Here is a 19,949-nt window from a genome sequence, read left to right on the forward strand (position 1 = left end):
TTTAATTTTCTTGCACTGCAGTATAGCAAAATAAATGCCTAAGTACTATTCGGCATCATACGTATCTGGTGGCAAAAGGATACTGAATTTTGAACCCGACCCAACTTTGGATTTACAGGATATTTCCATTTTCAACAGGTTTGCCAAGCGTTTTACAATGGCCAAACCCAGCCCGATACCTTCGCTTCGATCTCGTTCCGGGTCTTCCAGTTGAGAAAATTCAGTAAAGATTTTTTCAAGACCATCTTCGGGGATACCCGGGCCTGTATCCCAGACTTCAATGGCAAAGGCACTCCCGCGACGGCGGCAGCCCAACAGGATGCGCCCGGTCTTTGTATAGCGAATGGCGTTTGACAGGAAATTGCGTAAAATCCGTTCCAGTAAAAGCGGATCCGTGGTTACCATCATGGAGGTCGGCACCATTTTTAAGGACAGGCCTTTTTCATGGGCGCTGATGCGATATTCCCGTGTCAGCTGGTTTAGAAGCGTTTGTAGGGCAAAGGTAGACTGGCTGGGTTCAATGACGCCGGCCTCCAGCTTTGAAAGCGACAGAATGGAATCCAGCAGGGAGCGCATGGAACGTTGCGCATTATGCATGTCTTTCATAATGGCCTTACTGCGTTCATCCGGCATACGTTTTTCCAACATGCCGGAAAACATCCCAATGGCTTCCAGCGGTTGTTTCAGGTCATGTCCGGCAGCGGCCAGGAATTTGGACTTGGCAACGTTGGCCTGCTCCGCCATTTTGCGCGCTTCGTCCAGTTCTTCGGTGCGGACCTCCACACGTTTTTCCATTTCTTTGGAAAAAGCGCTGATCTGTTTCATCTGATTGGAGACATGACGCACCATGGGGCGGAAGATCAAAAAGGCTTCGATGCTGAGAATGAAAAAGGTAAGTGACAGAAAGACGGCTTCCAGTTTCTGCAGGAACAAAAAGGCTGTTTCGCCTTCTTCCTGATAGAACTTCACCATGGAATCAAGGGAGTCCACCAGCTCTCCCGGGGCGACCTTCAGCACATATTGAACCGAGGGGTTATCTTTGGTGATCTTATCATCCGGTAGTTCAAGGATTTCCTGCAGCGCTTTTATATAACGCTTCATTTGTGCATTGAGCGGATAGGCCCCTTTGAAATAGCGTTTGCGCGCTTCTGGCGACATTTCAATAGACATATTAATAGCGTTTGCTCGCCCGGTCAGCGCCAGGTGTGCCTGCTGCAATAAAGTTGTCGCGCGCTTTAATTCCTTGCGATAATGGGCCTGCTCATGACTGATCTGGGAATGGGCCAGTTGCGACACATAAAGGGCCGTGCGTTGGGATAACATGCGCTGACGACCGGAGATATTCACGACGGAGAGCGTGCTTTGATGTTCCGCAATCAGAAGGCCAACGGTACCAAAGGCTGATACGGCCAGAATCGCGATGGCAGCAAGCGCAAAAACATAGCGCTTGGTCATCCAGAGTCCCGGGTTTGACTGATCAGGTTTGAGAAAACGTTTCATGAATTTCTTATACGCTAGAATGACTTAAATGAACAGCATGAAAGATTTTACTGATCTTTTAATGCGCTGGAAATCTTCATGGAATAATTCTAAGTAACTACATCTTAAGTATGGTTTTTCATTGATCTAAGGTGCCAATAATGGTACTAATTATTGCATCTAAAGTATGAGCTTTGGATATGGGAGGGGGTCCCAAATGAAGGATGATGTTTCCAGACGGACACTTTTGTTCGGTCGTTCTGGTATTGACGGGCAAGACGATGTTATTCGTCCGCCCTGGTCTGTGCCTATGGATGATTTTACAAAAAAATGCACAGGCTGTGCCCTGTGTGTCCAAGTCTGCCCTGAACATATTTTACATCTTGATGATCGCAATCTTGCACGTGTGGATTTCCAGAAAGGGGAATGCACATTTTGTATGGAATGCGTGACATCATGCAAAGATGGTGCGCTAATCAGTACTGATCCTGATGCTCCTTGGGCGCTGGACATTTCAATAGAGGGGAAATGTCTGGCAATGAAGGGTGTTGAATGTCGTATCTGTAACGACCAGTGTGAACCGCGCGCGATCCGGTTTCGTTTAACCCCGGGCGGTGTTCCCTTACCTCAATTGGATGAAAGTGCGTGTACAGGCTGCGGTGCCTGCGTTGCGCCCTGTCCGGTTGATGCAATTGTGCTCCTCCCGGAAAACCAAAAGAGAGGGGGCTTGAAAGGTTGAAAGTAAACAGTCGATTTCTAGCTGAAGAACAACAATTGGCAACGCTGCCTGGTGCAATGCCGTCAGCGCCCAAACCGTTTAATATTTGCGGATTGATTGCACATGTGGCCGACGGGCGCATGGGTGATGTACGTGCAAAATTAGACGCATTTGCTGGTGTGGAAGTCCATGCCGAGACAGAAGATGGCCGTCTGGTCATTACCATCGAAGATACCGAGGAAGTGTTAGCCGCAGAAAGGATCACTGAAGTGGATCGTCTGCCTGGCGTTTTGAACAGTTCCCTCGTTTATCATCAATTTGAATCACACGATAAGCTTGAATTGGAGGAGGTTTCCTCATGAAACTGACCCGACGCGACTTTATGAAAGCCAATGCTGCCGCAGCGACCGCTGCCGTTGCTGGTGTTTCTTTAACTGCAAAAACCGCTGACGCTGCCATGCCAAACTCTATCCGCTGGGATAAAGGGGCATGTCGTTTCTGCGGAACAGGCTGCGGCGTTCTTATCGGGACACGTGACGGCAAGGTCGTTGCGACCCAGGGGGACCCGGATGCACCTGTAAACAAAGGCCTGAACTGTATTAAAGGCTATTTCCTTTCCAAAATTATGTACGGTAAAGACCGTCTGACACAGCCATTGCTGCGTAAGAAAAACGGCCAGTATGACAAAGAAGGCGATTTCGAGCCCGTAAGCTGGGACGAAGCTTTCGACACCATGGCTGCCAAATGGAAAGAAACGCTGAAGAAAAAAGGCCCATCCGGCGTTGGTATGTTTGGTTCCGGTCAATGGACCGTTATGGAAGGCTATGCCGCTTCTAAAATGATGAAAGCGGGTCTGCGTTCCAACAACATCGATCCAAACGCGCGCCACTGTATGGCTTCTGCCGTAGGTGCTTTCATGCGTGCCTTCGGTATTGACGAGCCAATGGGCTGTTATGACGATCTGGAACATGCTGACACGTTCGTCCTTTGGGGCGCGAACATGGCAGAAATGCACCCGATCCTGTGGTCACGTATGACCAACACACGTCTGACCAAACCTGGTTGTGAAGTTCATGTTCTGTCAACTTACGAACACCGTTGTTTCGAACTGGCCGATAACGGCATGGTCTTTAATCCACAGACGGATTTGGCCATCCTGAACTATATCGCCAACTACATCATTGAAAACAAAGCTTACAATGAAGACTTCATCAGCAAGCACGTAAACTTCAATGCGACAACAACAGACATTGGTTACGGTCTGCGTCCTGAGCATCCGCTTCAGAAAGCAGCCAAGAACCCGAACAAAGGTAAATTCAACAAAATCTCTTTTGATGAATATGCCAAGTCTGTTTCCAAATACACGCTCGATTACGCATCTGAGCTTTCCGGTGTTCCAAAGCAGTCCCTGTTGAAGCTGGCGCAAGCCTATGCGGATCCAAACCGTAAAGTTTCTTCTTACTGGACAATGGGCTTCAACCAGCACACCCGTGGTGTGTGGGTAAACGGCCTGCTTTATAACGTTCACCTGCTCATGGGTAAAATCTCCGAGCCTGGCAACAGCCCGTTCTCACTGACTGGTCAGCCATCTGCTTGTGGTACAGCCCGTGAAGTCGGGACGTTCGCACACCGTCTGCCAGCTGACCTGGTTGTTAAAAAAGAAGCACACCGCAAGTTCTCCGAGAAAATCTGGAAACTGCCTGAAGGCACCATTCCAGGCAAAGTCGGCTACCATGCTGTTCTGCAGCACCGTATGCTGAAAGACGGTAAGCTGAACGCTTACTGGGTGATGTGTAACAACAACATGCAGGCTGCACCAAACATGAACGAAGAAGGCTATCCGGGCTATCGTAACCCCGAAAACTTCATCGTTGTGTCTGACCCTTATCCAACTGTAACGGCCCTGGCTGGTGATTTGATCCTGCCAACTGCCATGTGGATGGAAAAAGAAGGCGCTTACGGTAACGCAGAACGTCGTACACAGTTCTGGCGTCAGCAGGTGCATGCACCGGGTGAAGCTAAGTCCGATCTGTGGCAGATCATGGAATTTGCCAAACGCTTCAAAATCGAAGAAGTCTGGCCGGAAGACTTGCTTGCGAAGTCACCTGAGTATCGTGGCAAAACCATGTATGAAGTTCTCTTCGAAAATGGTCAGATCAACAAATTCCCTGTTGAAAAAATCACCGATGGTGCGGGCAACGTATACGACAACGACGATGCTGAACACTTTGGCTACTACGTCCATAAAGGTATTTTCGAAGAATATCGTATGTTTAACTCTGCTGAAGGTATCATCAAGAAGGGCCATGAGATGGCACCGTTTGAGACATATCACAAAGCACGTGGTCTGCGTTGGCCTGTTGTTGATGGCAAAGAAACGCTGTGGCGTTTCCGTGAAGGCTATGACCCGCATGTCAAGGCTGGTGAAGGTGTGAAATTCTATGGGAAACCAGATGGTAAAGCCAACATCATCTTTGCCCCATACGAACCAGCAGCAGAAAGCCCGGATGATGAATATGATTTGTGGCTCTGCACAGGTCGTGTTCTTGAGCATTGGCACTCCGGTTCCATGACACGTCGCGTACCGGAACTTCACAAGGCGTTCCCAAGTGCTGTTCTCTTTATGCATCCACTGGATGCTAAGAAACGGGGCTTGCGTCGTGGTCAGGAAGTCAGCGTCTCCAGTCGTCGCGGTGAAATTCAACTGCGTGTGGAAACACGTGGTCGTAACCGTGTGCCGGAAGGCCTCGTCTTCGTTCCGTGGTTTGACGAAGGTGCATTGATCAACAAGTTGACTTTGGATGCAACCGATCCGCTTTCCAAAGAAACTGACTACAAGAAATGTGCTTGTAAAGTCACGAAAGTTTAACCGTCTAACAGTCCTTTCTTAATTGGGAGGGTGAGGTCATGACACAGAAGAAAAGCAAACATAAAAAGGTTTCTCGCAGAGATTTCCTGAGCAACACAGCCAAAGGGGCCTGTGGTGTCGGACTTGTCAGTCTGGCGCTGGGCAACCTGGTGCGTGAGGCTGAAGGGAAGCTTCCGGTGGACGCAATCCGTCCGCCAGGCGCGATCTCGGAGAAAGATTTTTTGGCTGCTTGTGTGCGTTGTGGCCTGTGTGTGAGGGATTGCCCTTACGACACATTGGACTTGGCCGATATGGGTTCCCAATCGGTTGCAGGTACGCCTTACTTTGAAGCCCGGAAAATCCCTTGTGAAATGTGCGAGGATATTCCGTGCGTGGTGGCCTGCCCGACAGGGGCCCTGGACAAGTCTTTGACCAATATCGATGACGCCCGAATGGGGGTTGCGGTCTTGGTTGATCATGAGAACTGCCTCAACTTCAATGGCCTTCGCTGTGACGTCTGTTACCGTGTCTGTCCGATTATTGATGAGGCAATTACACTGGAACGTTCTGCCAATGAACGGACCGGAAAACATGCGATTTTCATTCCCACCGTCCATGCTGATAAATGCACCGGCTGCGGTAAATGCGAACAGGCTTGCGTTTTGCCCGATACGGCAATCCGCGTGCTGCCTGAACGGATTGCGCGCGGCAAAATGGGTGACCATTATCGTCTGGGCTGGGAAGAAAAACGCAAGCACGGTGGCTCGCTAATTGAAGGCCAGGGCATTATTGACCTGCCGGATCGAGGCTACAATGAGCAACCTGCTTTTCCGGAACGTACAGCGACAGGCGGATATAAGGGGTTCAAGCCATGAGCATGAATAATCCCGGCACATCTGCCGTTGAGAAAAAAGGCTGGTTTGCCGCGCATTTTTGGTTGATTCTGAGACGCCTGTCTCAGCTTTTGACGATCGCTGTCTTTTTGGTGGGACCGTTTACAGGTTTCTGGCTGGTGAAAGGAACCCTGGCTTCATCCATGACTTTGGATGTGTTGCCCTTAACGGATCCCTTCATCTTCCTGCAGTCGCTCTTGAGCGGACATCTTATGGAAACAAGCGCCATTATTGGTGCGGTGATTGTGGTTGCCTTTTATCTGGCAGTCGGTGGTCGCCTGTTTTGTTCCTGGGTGTGTCCTATCAATGTGATTTCCGATACGGCCAGCTGGCTGCGTCGTAAACTCGGCTGGAAGAAAACCGGGATCAAACTGCCGCGCCATACGGCCCTTTGGGTCATGGGTTCAGTGCTTTTGACCACGGTGATCACAGGAACCATTGTCTGGGAATTCTTCAATCCGGTGACGATGTTACATCGTGCCATCGTGTTTGGGGCATTTTCATCAGTGGGGCTGATTGCAGGCACTTTGTTCTTGATCGAACTGGTTGGAGGGGATCGTATCTGGTGTTCCCGTCTATGTCCGGTCGGGGCCTTTTACGGCCTGATTGGAAAGATCAGTCTGGTCAAGGTCAGTGCCAACAACCGCAAAGCCTGTAACGATTGCATGGATTGCTATGCGATCTGTCCGGAAGCTCATGTTATTTCACCTGCCCTGAAAGGGGAAAAGGACAAGGTCGGTCCGGTCATTCTGTCCGGGGACTGCACAAATTGTGGTCGCTGTCTGGATGTCTGTTCCGAAGACGTATTTAAATTTTCGCTACGAACTAGAAACAAATTGGATGATGTACGTCCTCTCAAAGACGGTGTTGAAACAGATACCCAGAGGGCGGCATGAGACTTGAAGGAGATAAGACTGTGAAACGAGTCCTGATCCCAGTAATTGCTGTATTCGCAGCAGCATTTATGCTGATGAGCAGCGCAATGGCAGGGAATGTCAACAGCCTGCGTGGCGATCTCGGAATTGCCGAAAATAACAAAGCTGCCGAAATTAACAAAGTTATGGAAGGCTCACGTTTTCCTCAAAACTATCGTCAGCAACCACCGCTCATTCCTCATAAGATTGAGAAATATCAGATCAATCTGAAGGTCAACCAGTGCATGCGCTGCCATAACTGGCAGTATGCTGCAAAAGAAGGTGCGCCAAAAATCAGTGAGACTCACTACCAGGATCACCGTACAGGCAAACCTTTGGATGACGTTGTACCGGGGCGCTGGTTCTGTACCCAGTGTCACGTTCCACAAGTGGATGCAAAGCCGCTGGTGGATAATACCTTCACCAAATAAGGCCTAAGGGGAACTTGATATGAGTGATCAAGAAGAAAAAGGCGGTTTTTTCAACCGTATCTGGGCCTTGTTAAGAAGGCCCAGTAAGACAACCTCGGCAGGGATGCTGCTCTTTACGGGGATTATCGTTGGCGTCGTTGCATGGGGTGGTTTTAACTGGACCATGGAAATGACCAACACCGAAAGCTTCTGTCTGTCTTGTCACGAGATGGAACAGAACGTTTATCGGGAATATACAGGCACAGTGCATGACTCGAACGCTTCTGGTGTTCGTGCCACCTGTCCTGACTGTCACGTCCCACGTCCCTGGATCCACAAAATGAAACGTAAAATCCAGGCGTCAAACGAAGTGCTTCACAAAATTCTCGGGACCGTTGATACCCGCGAAAAATTCGAAGCCCATCGTCTGACCATGGCGAAACGTGTGTGGAATACAATGAAGGAAACAGACAGCCGCGAATGTCGTAACTGTCACAACTTCATCGCCATGGACGTGTCTGCACAAAACTCTCGTGCGCGTAATCGTCACCTTGAAGCACAGGATCAGGGTAAAACCTGTATCGATTGCCACAAGGGGATCGCACACGAACTTCCGGCAGAAGCTTTTACGGCGGAAGAAGAGCTAAACCAGGCCCATTAAGGGCTGACTGATAGGTGGTGTTTTCAGGCGTCTTATAACCCCCTCATCGTCTGATACGCCACCTTAGCCGGCCCTCCCGTACCTTTTATCCGCAAAAGGGGAGGGTCGGTGCCTTTTTTATGGTTTAAAAAAAAGCCGAAGAAGGCTATATCACTTACGTCATCCCGTACTTAATACGGGATCTGTTTGATCCACGAGATCCCTGCCTGCGCAGGAATGACGAAAGTGAAGTAAATGATTCCCGTCCTTACACCTGATCGCGCTTTAGACGATGTAACCGTCCGCTTTTTAAAAGCGTTGGAAGATAGTTCCTTCAAAGGCGAGATTTATGCGGATTACCCCACACGCTTGCTAAGTGCGACTGATAACTCTGTTTATCAGGTCATGCCGCAGGCTGTTGTCTATCCGGTCTGTGAAGAAGATTTAAACGTGGTTGCCGAACTCGGCGCACGTGAAGAATTTCGTGGTATTTCCTTTGCGCCGCGCGGGGGCGGCACGGGCACAAACGGCCAGTCGCTGAACACAGGCGTGGTGGTTGATACCTCCAAACATATGAACAATATCCTGGATTTTGACGAGGAAAAGAAATTGGTCACCATCCAGCCCGGTGTGGTTCTGGATCAATTGAATGCGTTTTTGAAGGAGAAGGGATACTTCTTCCCGCCCGCGGTTTCCACTTCGTCACGCGCCACATTGGGCGGCATGACCGGGACCGATGCGTCCGGGAAAGGGTCACGCATTTACGGCAAGACATCTGATTATATTGAAGAGATGGATGTGGTTTTGTCCGGTGGGCAAAGCTGGACATCCAGGCCGTTGAGTGCTGATGAGATGAAAAAGGTCATGGAACGTGATGATATCGTTGGCGATATTCATCGTCAGGCCTTTAATTCCATCACTGAAAATGAAGAACTGATTGAAAAGACCTTCCCCAAGATGAACCGGGGTCTGACAGGCTATAACCTGCAACATGCGCTGGATAATAACGGTACCTTTAACTTGTCTTATCTGCTGGCAGGCTCTGAAGGTTCCTTGTGTCTAACACAGAAACTGACTTTCCGCGTGATCCCATTGCCGAAACATAAAGGGCTGGTCACGGTGCGTTACGCGACTTTCAATCAGGCTTTGGAAGGCGTACAGCTGATTTTGAAGGCGGACCCGGCAGCTGTTGAAGTTGTCGATGACAAGATCATGTCCATGGCCCAGAACGACATCATCTGGGAACAGGTTGGCGATATGCTGGGCGGTGAAGAAGGCGAGCCGGAAATCCTCGGCATGAACTTCGTTGAATTTGTCGGCAATTCGGTTGAAGAAGTCGATGCGCAAATCGAAAAACTGGAAGCCACCCTGAACGAATACAAGGATGAAGATGAACAGGCCACTGGCTGGCGTTCTACATCCGAACCCGCCCAAATCTCTGCCCTTTGGGAAATGCGCAAGAAATCTGTGGGCCTTTTGGGTGCCCTGCAGGGTAAGCGCCGCGCCATTCCGTTTGTGGAAGATACCGCCGTTCCCCCAGAAAACCTCGCACCCTTCATTCGTGAATTCCGCAGCTTGCTGGACGGACACGGGGTCGATTACGGCATGTTTGGTCATGCTGATGTGGGCTGTCTGCATGTGCGTCCGACCCTTGATCTGACCGATGTGATGGATGAACCCATTTTGCGCGAAATTTCAGATGGTGTGGCTGATCTGACCATGAAATATGGCGGGCTTCTGTGGGGCGAACATGGCAAAGGCTTTCGGGGGGAATATTCCCCCAAATTCTTTGGCCCGGAACTGTATGACGAACTACGCAAGATTAAATCTGCTTTTGATCCGCATAACCTGTTCAACCCGGGCAAGATCGCAACGCCTTACACCATGCCGGAAGTCGAACTGACGGCCATTGATAAGGCGCAGTTGCGCGGTCAGGTGGACCGCACACTGGATGCTAAACTGAAAAAGGCATTCCCCAAAGCCACCTTGTGTAACGGCAATGGCGCGTGCTTTACCTGGGATGCGTTTGATCCTATGTGTCCAAGCTATAAAGCCAGCCGGGATCGGGTCCAGTCACCAAAAGGACGTGCGGGCATGTTGCGCGAATGGTTGCGTCTGCGCACGGAAAGTGAAAAATCAGAGGCACCGGCTGCATTGAAAGAAGGCAAGGACTTCAACATTGATGTTTATGAAGCGCTGAAGACTTGTCTGTCGTGCAAGACATGTGCGACCCAATGTCCGGTCAAGGTTGATATCCCGGAAATGAAGGCCCAGTTCCTGGAAGCCTATCATGAACGTTATGACCGTCCGAAACGCGACCATCTGGTGGCAAAGCTGGAAGGTCTCGCGCCCTTAACAGCAAAGGTTCCGTGGCTGATCAACCTGATGCAGGCTTTGCCGCCTGTAAAAGCATTTATGCGTCATGGTTTTGGTCTGATTGATCTGCCGAAAGTCAGTTCTACGTCGGTTGCCAATGGATTGAAACAACGTGGTGCGCCGGAATTTGATCTGGAAAATATCAAGACCTTGCGTGCGAAACAGAAAGAAAAATCGGTCATTCTGATTCAGGATACCTTCACCACGCATTATGACAGTGACGTTGTGCTGGCTCATTATGATTTGCTGGTTGCGCTGGGATTTGATGTCTATGTCGCGCCATACCGTCCCAACGGAAAGCCGCTACATGTGAAAGGCTTCTTAAAAGAATTTGATCAACTGGCAACTGAAAATGACGCCTATTATCTGTCTTTGGCCGAAGCAGGTGTGGATATGGTCGGGATTGAAGCTGCTGTGACCCTGATGTTGCGTCAGGAATATAACCAGCGTCTGGAAAACCGTCCGGACTATGTGGTTTATCAGTTCCATGAATGGCTGCATGGCAAAATGGCCGACCTGGAAATTAGCCTGCCGGAAGGCGGTCAGGAATTTGCACTTTTTGCTCACTGTACCGAAAAGACATCCTTGCCAGCCACCCCGAAGCAATGGGGGGCGATTTTTGAAGCTTTTGGTCAATCCATCCGTGTGGAAAAGACGGGGTGTTGTGGCATGTCCGGCATGTTCGGTCATGAGGCAGAAAATGAAGAAACCTCGAAAAAACTTTATGAGATGAGCTGGAAAGAGGGGGCCGCCAAAGCCGGGCCGGATCAGATGCTGGCAACCGGGTTTTCGTGTCGTTGTCAGACAAAACGTTACGGCGGATTTAAACCGCGCCATCCGGTAGAGGCCCTTGTGGAGATTTTGAAGAAAAGCGCATAAACCCTGACATAAACCAAAGTCATATCGTGTCTGATTTGCCTTTCGGGTTGATTGTTTATGGGTATAAACCTCGTCACATTGCCAGCCCTTGCAACTTTCATCATCAGGAAGATTGAAATGGCTTTGAATCGAGCGGGTTTACACGTTCCCCGATTAACAAAGGTTTATGATGGTCTATACGCCAACCTGGCAGACAGCAGAACCATTGCGGCATTTGTTTTGAAAATGAACGGTTTTTTCTTTGTTTCTTTGGGCGAAACTGTCCATAATGACGCAGGGTTTACGAAAAGTAGGGTGCAATGAGTTTCGATCTTTTTACCAAAGAAGATCAGCTTCTGACTGAGGCTGAAAAACTTTTGGCAGATCCTGATGAGGTGTCAAAAGAAGAAGTGCTCGCACATCTGCAGTCCATGACCAAAGGCTATAAGCGATCCTTAAAAGAATCAAAACGCCTGGTTAAAATGAACGACCGCGCAGAACAAAAATTGCAGCAGGTCGTAACGGAACGCACGAAAGAACTGGATTTTGAAAAAGCCAAGCTGGAACGTCTGGTCACGCTCGGGATCGCCATGGCGGCGGAACGTGATGAGGCCAAGCTTCTGGAAATGATCCTTGATGGGGCGAAACGTCTGGCCAATGCGGATGGCGGATCGCTTTATCTGCGCACCGATGATGACAAGCTGACTTTTGAAATCGTCAAGACAGACTCTCTTGGGTTTTACATGGGCGGGGCCGAAGGCGGCGAAGTCACCATTCCACCCGTTTACATGTATAACACCCAAACCGGGCAACCCAACCATTCTAATGTGGTCAGCCATGCCGTGCTGGATCGTGAAACCGTGCGTATCGATGATGCCTACGATCCGTGTCTGACCGAAGATTGCGGCTTCGATTTTTCCGGTACCCGTATATTTGATGAAGCCAATAACTATAAATCTTCTTCTTTCCTGACGGTTCCTTTGATGCCCCGGGGTGGCAATGTGATCGGGGCGTTGCAATTGATCAATTCTCAGGATGAAGAGGGCAATGTGGTGCCTTTTTCAGAAGAGATTGTAAGCTTCGTGGAAGCCATGGCGTCGCAGGCAGCCGTTGCGCTGGATAATCAGCGTCTGATGGAAGCCCAACGTACATTGATGGACAGCTTTATTGAGCTGATAGCCGGCGCGATTGACGCCAAGTCGCCTTATACAGGTGGTCACTGCGCGCGCGTGCCGGAACTGTCGCAAATGCTCTGTAAAGCTGCCAGTGACAGTGATGATGGGATTTTTGCTGATTTCCGCTTTGACACCGATGATGAATGGCGCGAATTCAAGATCGGGGCCTGGCTGCATGACTGCGGCAAGGTTACAACGCCTGAATATGTGGTCGATAAGGCGACTAAGCTGGAAACCATCTATAATCGGATCCACGAAGTTCGCACCCGCTTTGAAGTGCTGCGCCGTGACGCTGAAATTTCATATCTCAAGGCGCTTGTGGATGGGGAGGATGCGGCAGCTATCAAGGTTGAATTTGATGCGAAGGTTGCCCAGCTGGAAGAGGATTTTGCCTTTGTGGCTGAAAGCAATGTGGGCGGTGAATTTATGTCTGATGACCGTCTGGATCGTCTGGCCCAAATCGCAGAGATTAAATGGACGCGCTATTTTGATGACCGCCTAGGCCTGTCACAGCAGGAAGAAATCGCACTGGAAGAAATTCCACCTCAACCTCTGCCTGTTGTAGAAAAATTGTTGGGAGACAAGCCTGATCATGTCATTCCCCGTCAGGAAGGCATGGCGGAATTCCTGGAAGAACATGGTTTTAAAATGCCTGTGCCAGATGCGCTTTATAACAAGGGTGAACTTTATAACCTGCAGATCGGTCGCGGCACGCTGACCGAAGAAGAACGTTTCAAGATTAATGAACATATCATTCAGACCATCCTGATGCTGGAGCGCCTGCCGTTCCCTAAACATATGGAAAAAATTCCGGAATATGCAGGGGCTCACCACGAAACCATGATCGGGACGGGCTATCCACGCAAACTGGTCAAAGAGCAAATGTCCATCCCGGCGCGCATTATGGCAATTGCCGATGTGTTTGAGGCTTTAACGGCGGCTGACAGACCTTACAAGAAGCCGAAGAAACTCAGCGAGGCTGTGCGGATTATGGGCTTTATGGTTAAGGATCAGCATCTGGACAAGGATATCTTCCAGCTGTTCCTGAAAACCGGACTGCATAAAACCTATGGGGAAATGTTCCTCAAAGATACGCAGCTCGATGACGTTGATATTGCGCCGTATCTGGAAGGCTAGGGTCAGGACCCTAGATATCTTCATCAATGCGGCGGGTGACTTCGCCGTAGAGATTGACATATCCGGTATCTAGAATGGGGATGGCGCGAAAGGTGATGATATATTGCCCGCAGCGGATATCCCCATAAATCTGTTTGGCATCCTGAAAGGATTTTCGGATCAGTTCTGATACGGCTGGGGAGACGAATTCTTTGGTCTCATCACCAAAAAGGGCACTTTGGGCGCGTGCGGCCGTATTGGCAAACATGACTTTACGGTTGACCGAACATCTTACCAGCGGATAAGGCGTTTCATGAAGGAAGCGGGCTTGAAATTCAGCCGCCTGTTTCGACTTGATGACTTCGGCGCGCATGGCTTCGATCTGTTTGGCAAGTAGGCCGTTGTCATCATCCGGTTTTGTCAGTTCCTGCGGGACCGGGCTGGAGGTGAATTTGCCCGTTTGTTCCTGCAGATAATTTTGCATATTCTTTTGGGGTTTCAAAAAGAAACTGCCTGTCACCCACAAGCTGATGATGCCGCTGATAAGCGCAAAGATCGGCGCGGCAATCCAGTTGATAACGGTGCCCAAAAGAGGGGGGGTGACCTGACTATCTGCATCCAGCCGCATGACCAGCACATCAAAGGGCAGCGGGGCTTCCAGTTTGAAAGCGACATCCATTTGGGAATGATCATCGCTCCATCGCGTCTGGCTGTTCTGGTCAAGCTCGCTTTCAGGGAAGGTATCATCGGTTTCACCTACACTTAAGGGAATATCGTTGCCTTTTAACAGGCGCAGGCCGAGAACCGCATCCACATTCAGCAGATCATTGACCTTTAACAGAATGTCTTCTTCAGCCCCACCGGAACTGAGTGTGGTGGATGCCAGTGTGCGCGCAAAGTTGGAAAGTGTGTCTTGACGCGCCTTTTGCTCTTCCATGCGCAGAAGGCTGCCCAGGATGACACATAGCACAAAGCTTGCCAGCATGATCGCCCATGCGGCTTTCTTTCCTGATTTTGATTTCCATGCAAGACCAATGGGTCCGGATTTCTTTGCCATAGCTGCCAGTTTGTTATCCCTAACAGATCTAATTCAGACTGTAACGGGCATAAAAGTCAAGCTAATCTCATAATATTGCAGGCTTTTTGCCTGTTTCTGGGCTATTTGCGCCACGCGGGCAGCACGACCTTGAATTCTGCGCCGCCTTCGGGGTGATTGCGAACGGAAATCTGCCCATTGTGATCCTGAACGATTTCGTAAGAAATCCAAAGCCCAAGCCCGGTGCCTTCCCCAACAGGTTTTGTAGTGAAAAAGGGATCGAAGATTTTATGGATATCGTCTTCTTTCAGTCCGGGGCCGAAGTCCTGCACATGAATTTCCACCGTATCGCCTGCTTGAAAACAACTAACTTTCAGGTTTTTGCTATCTGTCTCTGAGGTGGCATCCAGCGCATTTTCCACCAGGTTCAATATCACCTGATGCAGGCGATTGGCAGAGCCTTCCACATAACAGTCATCCGCCACTTCCAGATCAATCGGCTGGTCGCTGGATCGCCCCTTCGCGGCAAAGAGAATAGCAGTCTTTATTACGTCGGACAGATCAACCTTATCCTTGCTTTTTCCTTCGCGAAACGACAGGCGACGTAAGTTGTTGACGATATCACTGACCCGTTCAGCCCCTTCCTGCGTGCCTTCCAGGAGGCTTGGCAGGTCATTCAGCAATCGTTCGATGCGCAAACTCTCATCCAGCTCATGGCGGCGCTCTACAGGCAGTTCATCGCGCAGGGTCTCGATATAGATGCGCATTGTGGTGGCATAGCGCTGCATGGAATGAACATTGCCATAAAGAAAACTGATCGGGTTGTTTAATTCATGGGCGACACCAGCCACCAACCGCCCGATGGAAGCCATTTTTTCAGATTGCAGCAGATGGCTTTGGGTGGTTTTAAGCTCGCTATGGGCCTGATTAAGCTGATCGTAGGCCTGTCGCAATTCTCCGATAGGACGCCCGACAATCACCAGCCCGTCCACAACCCCTTTGGCGGTTTTATGAAGGGTGCAGTTAAGGGAGACCGGATCAACTGCCTTGCCGTCCTTGTGACGGAGCTGAGCTTCATAATCATGCAGCCCCTTGTGACTGGTCGGCGGGATAAGAGTGCGGAATTTTTCTTCGAACTCTTTTCCCAGCAGGATGGAAATTGGTTTGCCAAACAGGACTTCTTCTTCAAAGCCTGTCAGGTCCAGCAAAGGCCGATTTACTTTGACGATGCGGCCCACACGGTCACAGACGATCAGCACATCGGACATGGCTTCCATGATGCTGTCGATGAAATCGTGAGCTTCTTCCAGTTCGGCATTTTTATTTTCAAGGTCAACTTCGCGTTCAAGCAGGTCGGAATAGACCTCATCCATTTTTTGGATGACCTCTACCCAGGCATTTTCCTGCCCATCGTTGAATTCCAACGGATTATGTGGCGGTTGACTTTGTCCCATAGCTGCTATTCTTCACGCGTTGGCGATGTTTGGCAAGATAAAGTGGGGTATGTGATTTGGCTTCACGTAAAACAAACTTGAACCGGGCGACATGATAACTGGGATCAAAGCCAAAGAAATTCAGTTTCATATGGTCCAGTTCTTCATCGCGATAAGCCTGCAGGGGCTTTTCAGCTTCGTCCGTTTCACGCTGGATTGATTTATCAGTAATGATTTGTTGGTTGTCAAGTGTTGCGATGGTTTCCTTAAGGCCTTCATGGAAATCCGCAATGGTTTTGCCGAAACAGCCATCCAGCAAACCAAGTTCTACGGCTTCTGTCGCACCAATGGGCAGACGGTGTTGCATAACACGATCTTCATTGCCTGCGCCAACCCGTTTGGGCAGCAGATAGGTCCAATATTCTGACCCAAACAGATTACCCATATTTTTGTAATGCGGGTTCAGGATGACGCCACAGCGGGCATAGACCCGATCACAACAGAGGGCAAAAAACATGCCGCCTGCTCCGGCGTTGCCGGAAAGGGCGGCTACGGTGACTTTATCGGTTGTGGTGATGATGGCTTCACACAGATCATCCATGGCATTGATGTTGGCCCAGCTTTCTTCTGCCGGGCGTTCAGCATCTTCGATGGTGTTGAGATGAATACCGTTGGAAAAGAAATCATCGCCGCCACGCAAGACGATGGTGTCAATGTCTTCTGTGCAGGCTTTCTTGTAGGCTGTCAGCAGACGGTGGCATTGATCCGTATTCATCGCCCCGTTATGGAACGGGAAGTGCAGATGACCAATCTGACCATTAATTTCCAAATAGATATCACGCTCACCTGCGCCGTCTTCCAGATCAAGCAAGCGGGTAGCGGGGAGTTTGAAATTCCCTTTGCCTTTTTTGCGCAGATGCCCGACCCAGATGGCGCCATCGGTGGTGGCTTTACAGATGGCCCCATTGCGTGTGGCGAGGATTTCTCCCGGTGTTCCACTTAAACCCGGTTCCAGTCTGGCGTTATGGAGATAATATTCCCCATCCAGAAGGCCCGGATTGCCATCGGCTGAATTGACCTTGTTCAAAATGGTCTGGCTGTCATCCACTTGCCAGTCAATGGCCCGATCCGATTGCTTCATCAGATCATTCCATGTTCCGTTACCCTCTAACGGTTCTGGTGTGAAATCCGGATCATTAAATTTGTCCAGTGCTTCTAATACACATTCCACTGCCATTTCGGTGACTTCATTACGATAAAGGCTGCTTTTGGGGGCGGTGCGCATGGGGAAGTTTCGGGTCGCCCAGATGGGGCCCGCATCCATTTCTGCCACTGCCTGCAATAGGGTCACACCCCATTCTTTTTCATCGCGCAGGATCGCCCAGTCCAGTGAAGACGGGCCACGATCCCCTTTTGGTCCGGGATGGACGATCAGGCAGGGGAGTTTTGACCAAACGCTTTGCGGGATCGCGCGTTTCAGGAAAGGTGCGATAATCAGGTCCGGTTTAAACAGGTCAACGGCTTCGATGGTTACGCTGTCGTTGATATCGAATTCGACGGACAGATCATAGCCCAGGCGTTCGATTTCCACATAAAGCCGCTGGGTCAGGCTGTTGAAACTGTGGGTCAGCAGAAGAATTTTCATTTAACAGATCCTCGGCAGTTGTTCACCTGCAATCCAGTCCACGACCCGCGATCCGCCGAACCCGGTTTTTAACTGAACAAAGCTGTTTTTATCTTCAATCACGGTTCCGATGATGGCGGCCTGTTCCCCCAACGGATGGGCTTTCATGGCCGCAAGCAGGTTTTCCGCATCTTCTTCAGCACAGATCGCCAGAAGCTTGCCTTCATTGGCGACATAAAGCGGATCAAGGCCTAAGATTTCGCAAGCTCCGCGTACTTCATCACGGATGGGAATATTGTTTTCAACCAGTTCCATGCCGACGTCACTTTGATGGGCCAGCTCATTTAGCGTTGCGGCAAGGCCCCCACGGGTCGGGTCGCGCATGACATGAATATCCGGCACGGCCTCGACCATATCCGTAATGAGTCCATTCAGGCTGGCGCAATCGCTCTGGATGGTGGATTCAAACCCCAAACCTTCGCGCAGAGACATGATGGCAACCCCGTGATCGCCGACAAAGCCGTTGATGAGAATCTTATCACCGGGCCGGGCACGGTTGCCTGAAACGTTGATCCCGTCATCCACCACACCGATCCCGGTCGTGTTGATATAAACCCCATCGCCATGGCCACGTTCCACCACCTTGGTGTCACCCGTGACGATCTTGACGCCGGCCTCGGTTGCGGCCTCAGCCATACTATCGACGATGATTTTCAAATCTTTTAGCGGATAGCCTTCTTCCAGAATAAAGCCGCAGGTCAGGTAAAGTGGTTTGCCACCGGACAGGGCGACATCATTGACCGTGCCATGAACAGCCAGATTGCCGATATTGCCACCGGGGAAGAACAGGGGTGAGATCACGAAACTGTCCGTGCTCATCACCACACGACCGGGCGGCAGATCAAAGGCGGCCTGATCATTTCCTTGCGCCAGAATGTCATTGGCAAAGGCATCGGCAAACAGATGATCGATCAATTGGGCCATGGCGCGCCCCCCGCCACCATGGCTCATTTCCACAACGCCGTTTTTCAGATCAAGGGCGCGGCTATAGGCTGTACGTGTAGACATTTATGCTGTTTCTCTAAATCGACCATAGGAATAGTAGGCGGCACAAGCCCCTTCGGCAGAGACCATGCAGGACCCCATGGGATTTTCCGGGGTGCAATGGGTGCCAAAAAGCTTGCAGTCGGTGGGTTTCTTCATACCGCGTAAGATCGCCGGGCATTCGCATGCCTTGTTTTCGCGCGCAGGCGGCACATTCACCGGGATTTGAACTTCGGCATCAAAGGCAGAATATTCATCCTTGATGCGCAGGCCCGAATAAGGCACTTCCCCCAGACCGCGCCATTCAAAGACGCGGCGAAGTTCGAAGATATCAGCCACCAGATTTTTCGCTTTGTTGTTGCCCATGTGGGTAACGGCGCGGCGGTATTGGTTTTCCACTTCGGCGCGGCCCTCGTTTAACTGGCGGATCAGCATCAGGATGGATTGCATGACATCCAAAGGTTCGAACCCTGAAATCACCACCGGGCGCTGGAATTCTTCCACGAAATAGTCATAAGGCTGTGATCCGATCACCGCACTGACATGGGCCGGGCCCAAAAATCCATCCAGTGGCACAGACCCCAGATCACGCACATCGGGGCTTTCCAGAATGTTCTGTATGGCAGATGGGGTGAGTACATGGTTGGACAGGATAAAGAAATTCTCCAATCCCATGGCTTGCGCCTGTTTGATGGCAAGCGCTGTGGGCGGTGTGGTGGTTTCAAACCCGATAGCGAAGAAAACGATCTTTTTATCCGGATTGTTCTTTGCAAGGTCTAACGCATCCAGCGTGGAATAGACCATGCGCACATCTGCGCCTTCAGCCTTTGCTTTCATGAGCGACGTAAATTTTGATCCGGGAACGCGCAGCATATCGCCGTAGGAACAGAGGATCACATCGGGCAATTTGGCATAAGCAATGGCCTGATCAATCCGTGAGATGGGTAAGACGCAGACCGGACACCCGGGCCCATGGATCATTTTGACGTTATCGGGCAGCAGGTCCTGCACGCCATAGCGAAAGATCGCATGGGTGTGCCCACCGCAGAATTCCATCAGGCGGTAATTACGATCCGGGTTTACTTCGCGCGCAATGGTGGCCGCCAGTTTTTGTGCCGTATCACCGTCGCGATATTCATCCACATGTTTCATGAGGCTGCACTTTCTTCAGCCGCTGTCATTTCTGCAAAGAGGGCAAGGGTTTTCAAGGCTTCTTTCTCATCCACCTTTGAAAGCGCATAGCCCACATGGACGATGACGTAATCTCCGCAGGATACATCTTCGACCAAACCAAGGGAGATGGTTTTCTTCACTCCGCCCAGTTCGATCACAGCCATATCATCGTCCAGTAGTTCAACGATTTTTGACGGCATAGCAAGACACAT

The 19,949-nt window shown here is 50.4% G+C and carries 17 protein-coding genes; 10 read left to right on the plus strand and 7 right to left on the minus strand.

The features are described from left to right. Window positions 1-45: 45 nt before the first annotated feature. On the minus strand, window positions 46-1,500 hold the full coding sequence (locus tag RYZ26_RS01675; protein ID WP_317681392.1) for an ATP-binding protein: 1,455 nt from the start codon (window positions 1,498-1,500) through the stop codon (window positions 46-48). 196 nt (window positions 1,501-1,696) lie between these two features. On the opposite strand from RYZ26_RS01675, the gene napF reads away from it, so the two are divergent. The 10 genes from napF to RYZ26_RS01725 all read left to right on the plus strand — a co-directional run bounded on the left by napF (window position 1,697) and on the right by RYZ26_RS01725 (window position 13,448). Then, complete coding sequence (gene napF, locus RYZ26_RS01680) at window positions 1,697-2,218, plus strand: ferredoxin-type protein NapF (RefSeq protein ID WP_317681393.1); 522 nt, start codon at window positions 1,697-1,699, stop codon at window positions 2,216-2,218. Continuing rightward, entirely contained in the window at window positions 2,215-2,559 is a 345-nt protein-coding gene (locus tag RYZ26_RS01685; RefSeq protein WP_317681394.1) for a chaperone NapD, read from the plus strand. Before napF ends, RYZ26_RS01685 begins: the two co-directional genes overlap by 4 nt. Then, window positions 2,556-5,066 carry a nitrate reductase catalytic subunit NapA gene (gene napA, locus RYZ26_RS01690; protein WP_317681395.1) on the plus strand — a complete coding sequence of 837 codons (2,511 nt, stop codon included), beginning with the start codon at window positions 2,556-2,558 and terminating at the stop codon, window positions 5,064-5,066. The genes RYZ26_RS01685 and napA overlap by 4 nt, the downstream gene beginning before the upstream one ends. 38 nt (window positions 5,067-5,104) lie before the next feature. Next, entirely contained in the window at window positions 5,105-5,920 is an 816-nt protein-coding gene (gene napG / locus RYZ26_RS01695; protein ID WP_317681396.1) for a ferredoxin-type protein NapG, read from the plus strand. Further along, a complete protein-coding gene (gene napH / locus RYZ26_RS01700) occupies window positions 5,917-6,834 on the plus strand; it encodes a quinol dehydrogenase ferredoxin subunit NapH (protein WP_317681397.1) in 918 nt (305 codons plus the stop codon). The genes napG and napH overlap by 4 nt, the downstream gene beginning before the upstream one ends. Next, complete coding sequence (locus tag RYZ26_RS01705; protein ID WP_317681398.1) at window positions 6,831-7,283, plus strand: nitrate reductase cytochrome c-type subunit; 453 nt, start codon at window positions 6,831-6,833, stop codon at window positions 7,281-7,283. Before napH ends, RYZ26_RS01705 begins: the two co-directional genes overlap by 4 nt. A 19-nt stretch (window positions 7,284-7,302) precedes the next feature. After that, a complete protein-coding gene (locus RYZ26_RS01710; RefSeq protein ID WP_317681400.1) occupies window positions 7,303-7,923 on the plus strand; it encodes a NapC/NirT family cytochrome c in 621 nt (206 codons plus the stop codon). Window positions 7,924-8,157: 234 nt separating this feature from the next. Beyond that, the gene (locus RYZ26_RS01715; protein ID WP_317681401.1) at window positions 8,158-11,157 is read left to right on the plus strand and encodes an FAD-binding and (Fe-S)-binding domain-containing protein; all 3,000 of its coding nucleotides are present in this window, start codon (window positions 8,158-8,160) and stop codon (window positions 11,155-11,157) included. 117 nt (window positions 11,158-11,274) lie between these two features. Further along, a complete protein-coding gene (locus RYZ26_RS01720; protein ID WP_317681402.1) occupies window positions 11,275-11,460 on the plus strand; it encodes a hypothetical protein in 186 nt (61 codons plus the stop codon). Then, the gene (locus tag RYZ26_RS01725; RefSeq protein WP_317681403.1) at window positions 11,457-13,448 is read left to right on the plus strand and encodes an HD domain-containing phosphohydrolase; all 1,992 of its coding nucleotides are present in this window, start codon (window positions 11,457-11,459) and stop codon (window positions 13,446-13,448) included. Before RYZ26_RS01720 ends, RYZ26_RS01725 begins: the two co-directional genes overlap by 4 nt. 10 nt (window positions 13,449-13,458) lie before the next feature. Here RYZ26_RS01725 and RYZ26_RS01730 read toward each other — a convergent pair whose 3' ends face one another. The 6 genes from RYZ26_RS01730 to RYZ26_RS01755 form a co-directional block, all read right to left on the minus strand. After that, entirely contained in the window at window positions 13,459-14,484 is a 1,026-nt protein-coding gene (locus tag RYZ26_RS01730) for a hypothetical protein (RefSeq protein ID WP_317681404.1), read from the minus strand. Between the two features lie 101 nt (window positions 14,485-14,585). Then, window positions 14,586-15,917 (minus strand): sensor histidine kinase, encoded by a 1,332-nt coding sequence (locus RYZ26_RS01735; protein ID WP_317681405.1) that lies wholly within the window; start codon window positions 15,915-15,917, stop codon window positions 14,586-14,588. After that, entirely contained in the window at window positions 15,892-17,541 is a 1,650-nt protein-coding gene (locus RYZ26_RS01740) for a hydrogenase maturation protein (RefSeq protein WP_317681406.1), read from the minus strand. The genes RYZ26_RS01735 and RYZ26_RS01740 overlap by 26 nt, the downstream gene beginning before the upstream one ends. Further along, window positions 17,542-18,588 carry a hydrogenase expression/formation protein HypE gene (gene hypE, locus RYZ26_RS01745; RefSeq protein ID WP_317681407.1) on the minus strand — a complete coding sequence of 349 codons (1,047 nt, stop codon included), beginning with the start codon at window positions 18,586-18,588 and terminating at the stop codon, window positions 17,542-17,544. It abuts the gene before it with no gap. Further along, window positions 18,589-19,716, minus strand: a complete 1,128-nt coding sequence (hypD, locus tag RYZ26_RS01750; protein WP_317681408.1) for a hydrogenase formation protein HypD — start codon at window positions 19,714-19,716, stop codon at window positions 18,589-18,591. Further along, window positions 19,713-19,949: a HypC/HybG/HupF family hydrogenase formation chaperone gene (locus tag RYZ26_RS01755; RefSeq protein WP_317681409.1), complete on the minus strand. Its 237-nt coding sequence runs from the start codon at window positions 19,947-19,949 to the stop codon at window positions 19,713-19,715. The genes hypD and RYZ26_RS01755 overlap by 4 nt, the downstream gene beginning before the upstream one ends.

The organism is Terasakiella sediminum (assembly GCF_033100395.1).
GTDB lineage: Bacteria > Pseudomonadota > Alphaproteobacteria > Rhodospirillales > Terasakiellaceae > Terasakiella.

Excerpts from the sequence above, each read along its gene's own strand:
- RYZ26_RS01675 (WP_317681392.1), bottom strand. The coding sequence starts at position 1,500 with ATGAAACGTTTTCTCAAACCTGATCAGTCAAACCCGGGACTCTGGATG.
- napF (WP_317681393.1), top strand. The coding sequence starts at position 1,697 with ATGAAGGATGATGTTTCCAGACGGACACTTTTGTTCGGTCGTTCTGGT.
- napA (WP_317681395.1), top strand. The coding sequence starts at position 2,556 with ATGAAACTGACCCGACGCGACTTTATGAAAGCCAATGCTGCCGCAGCG.
- napG (WP_317681396.1), top strand. The coding sequence starts at position 5,105 with ATGACACAGAAGAAAAGCAAACATAAAAAGGTTTCTCGCAGAGATTTC.
- napH (WP_317681397.1), top strand. The coding sequence starts at position 5,917 with ATGAGCATGAATAATCCCGGCACATCTGCCGTTGAGAAAAAAGGCTGG.
- RYZ26_RS01705 (WP_317681398.1), top strand. The coding sequence starts at position 6,831 with ATGAGACTTGAAGGAGATAAGACTGTGAAACGAGTCCTGATCCCAGTA.
- RYZ26_RS01710 (WP_317681400.1), top strand. The coding sequence starts at position 7,303 with ATGAGTGATCAAGAAGAAAAAGGCGGTTTTTTCAACCGTATCTGGGCC.
- RYZ26_RS01715 (WP_317681401.1), top strand. The coding sequence starts at position 8,158 with ATGATTCCCGTCCTTACACCTGATCGCGCTTTAGACGATGTAACCGTC.
- RYZ26_RS01720 (WP_317681402.1), top strand. The coding sequence starts at position 11,275 with ATGGCTTTGAATCGAGCGGGTTTACACGTTCCCCGATTAACAAAGGTT.
- RYZ26_RS01725 (WP_317681403.1), top strand. The coding sequence starts at position 11,457 with ATGAGTTTCGATCTTTTTACCAAAGAAGATCAGCTTCTGACTGAGGCT.
- RYZ26_RS01730 (WP_317681404.1), bottom strand. The coding sequence starts at position 14,484 with ATGGCAAAGAAATCCGGACCCATTGGTCTTGCATGGAAATCAAAATCA.
- RYZ26_RS01735 (WP_317681405.1), bottom strand. The coding sequence starts at position 15,917 with ATGGGACAAAGTCAACCGCCACATAATCCGTTGGAATTCAACGATGGG.
- RYZ26_RS01740 (WP_317681406.1), bottom strand. The coding sequence starts at position 17,541 with ATGAAAATTCTTCTGCTGACCCACAGTTTCAACAGCCTGACCCAGCGG.
- hypE (WP_317681407.1), bottom strand. The coding sequence starts at position 18,588 with ATGTCTACACGTACAGCCTATAGCCGCGCCCTTGATCTGAAAAACGGC.
- hypD (WP_317681408.1), bottom strand. The coding sequence starts at position 19,716 with ATGAAACATGTGGATGAATATCGCGACGGTGATACGGCACAAAAACTG.
- RYZ26_RS01755 (WP_317681409.1), bottom strand. The coding sequence starts at position 19,949 with ATGTGTCTTGCTATGCCGTCAAAAATCGTTGAACTACTGGACGATGAT.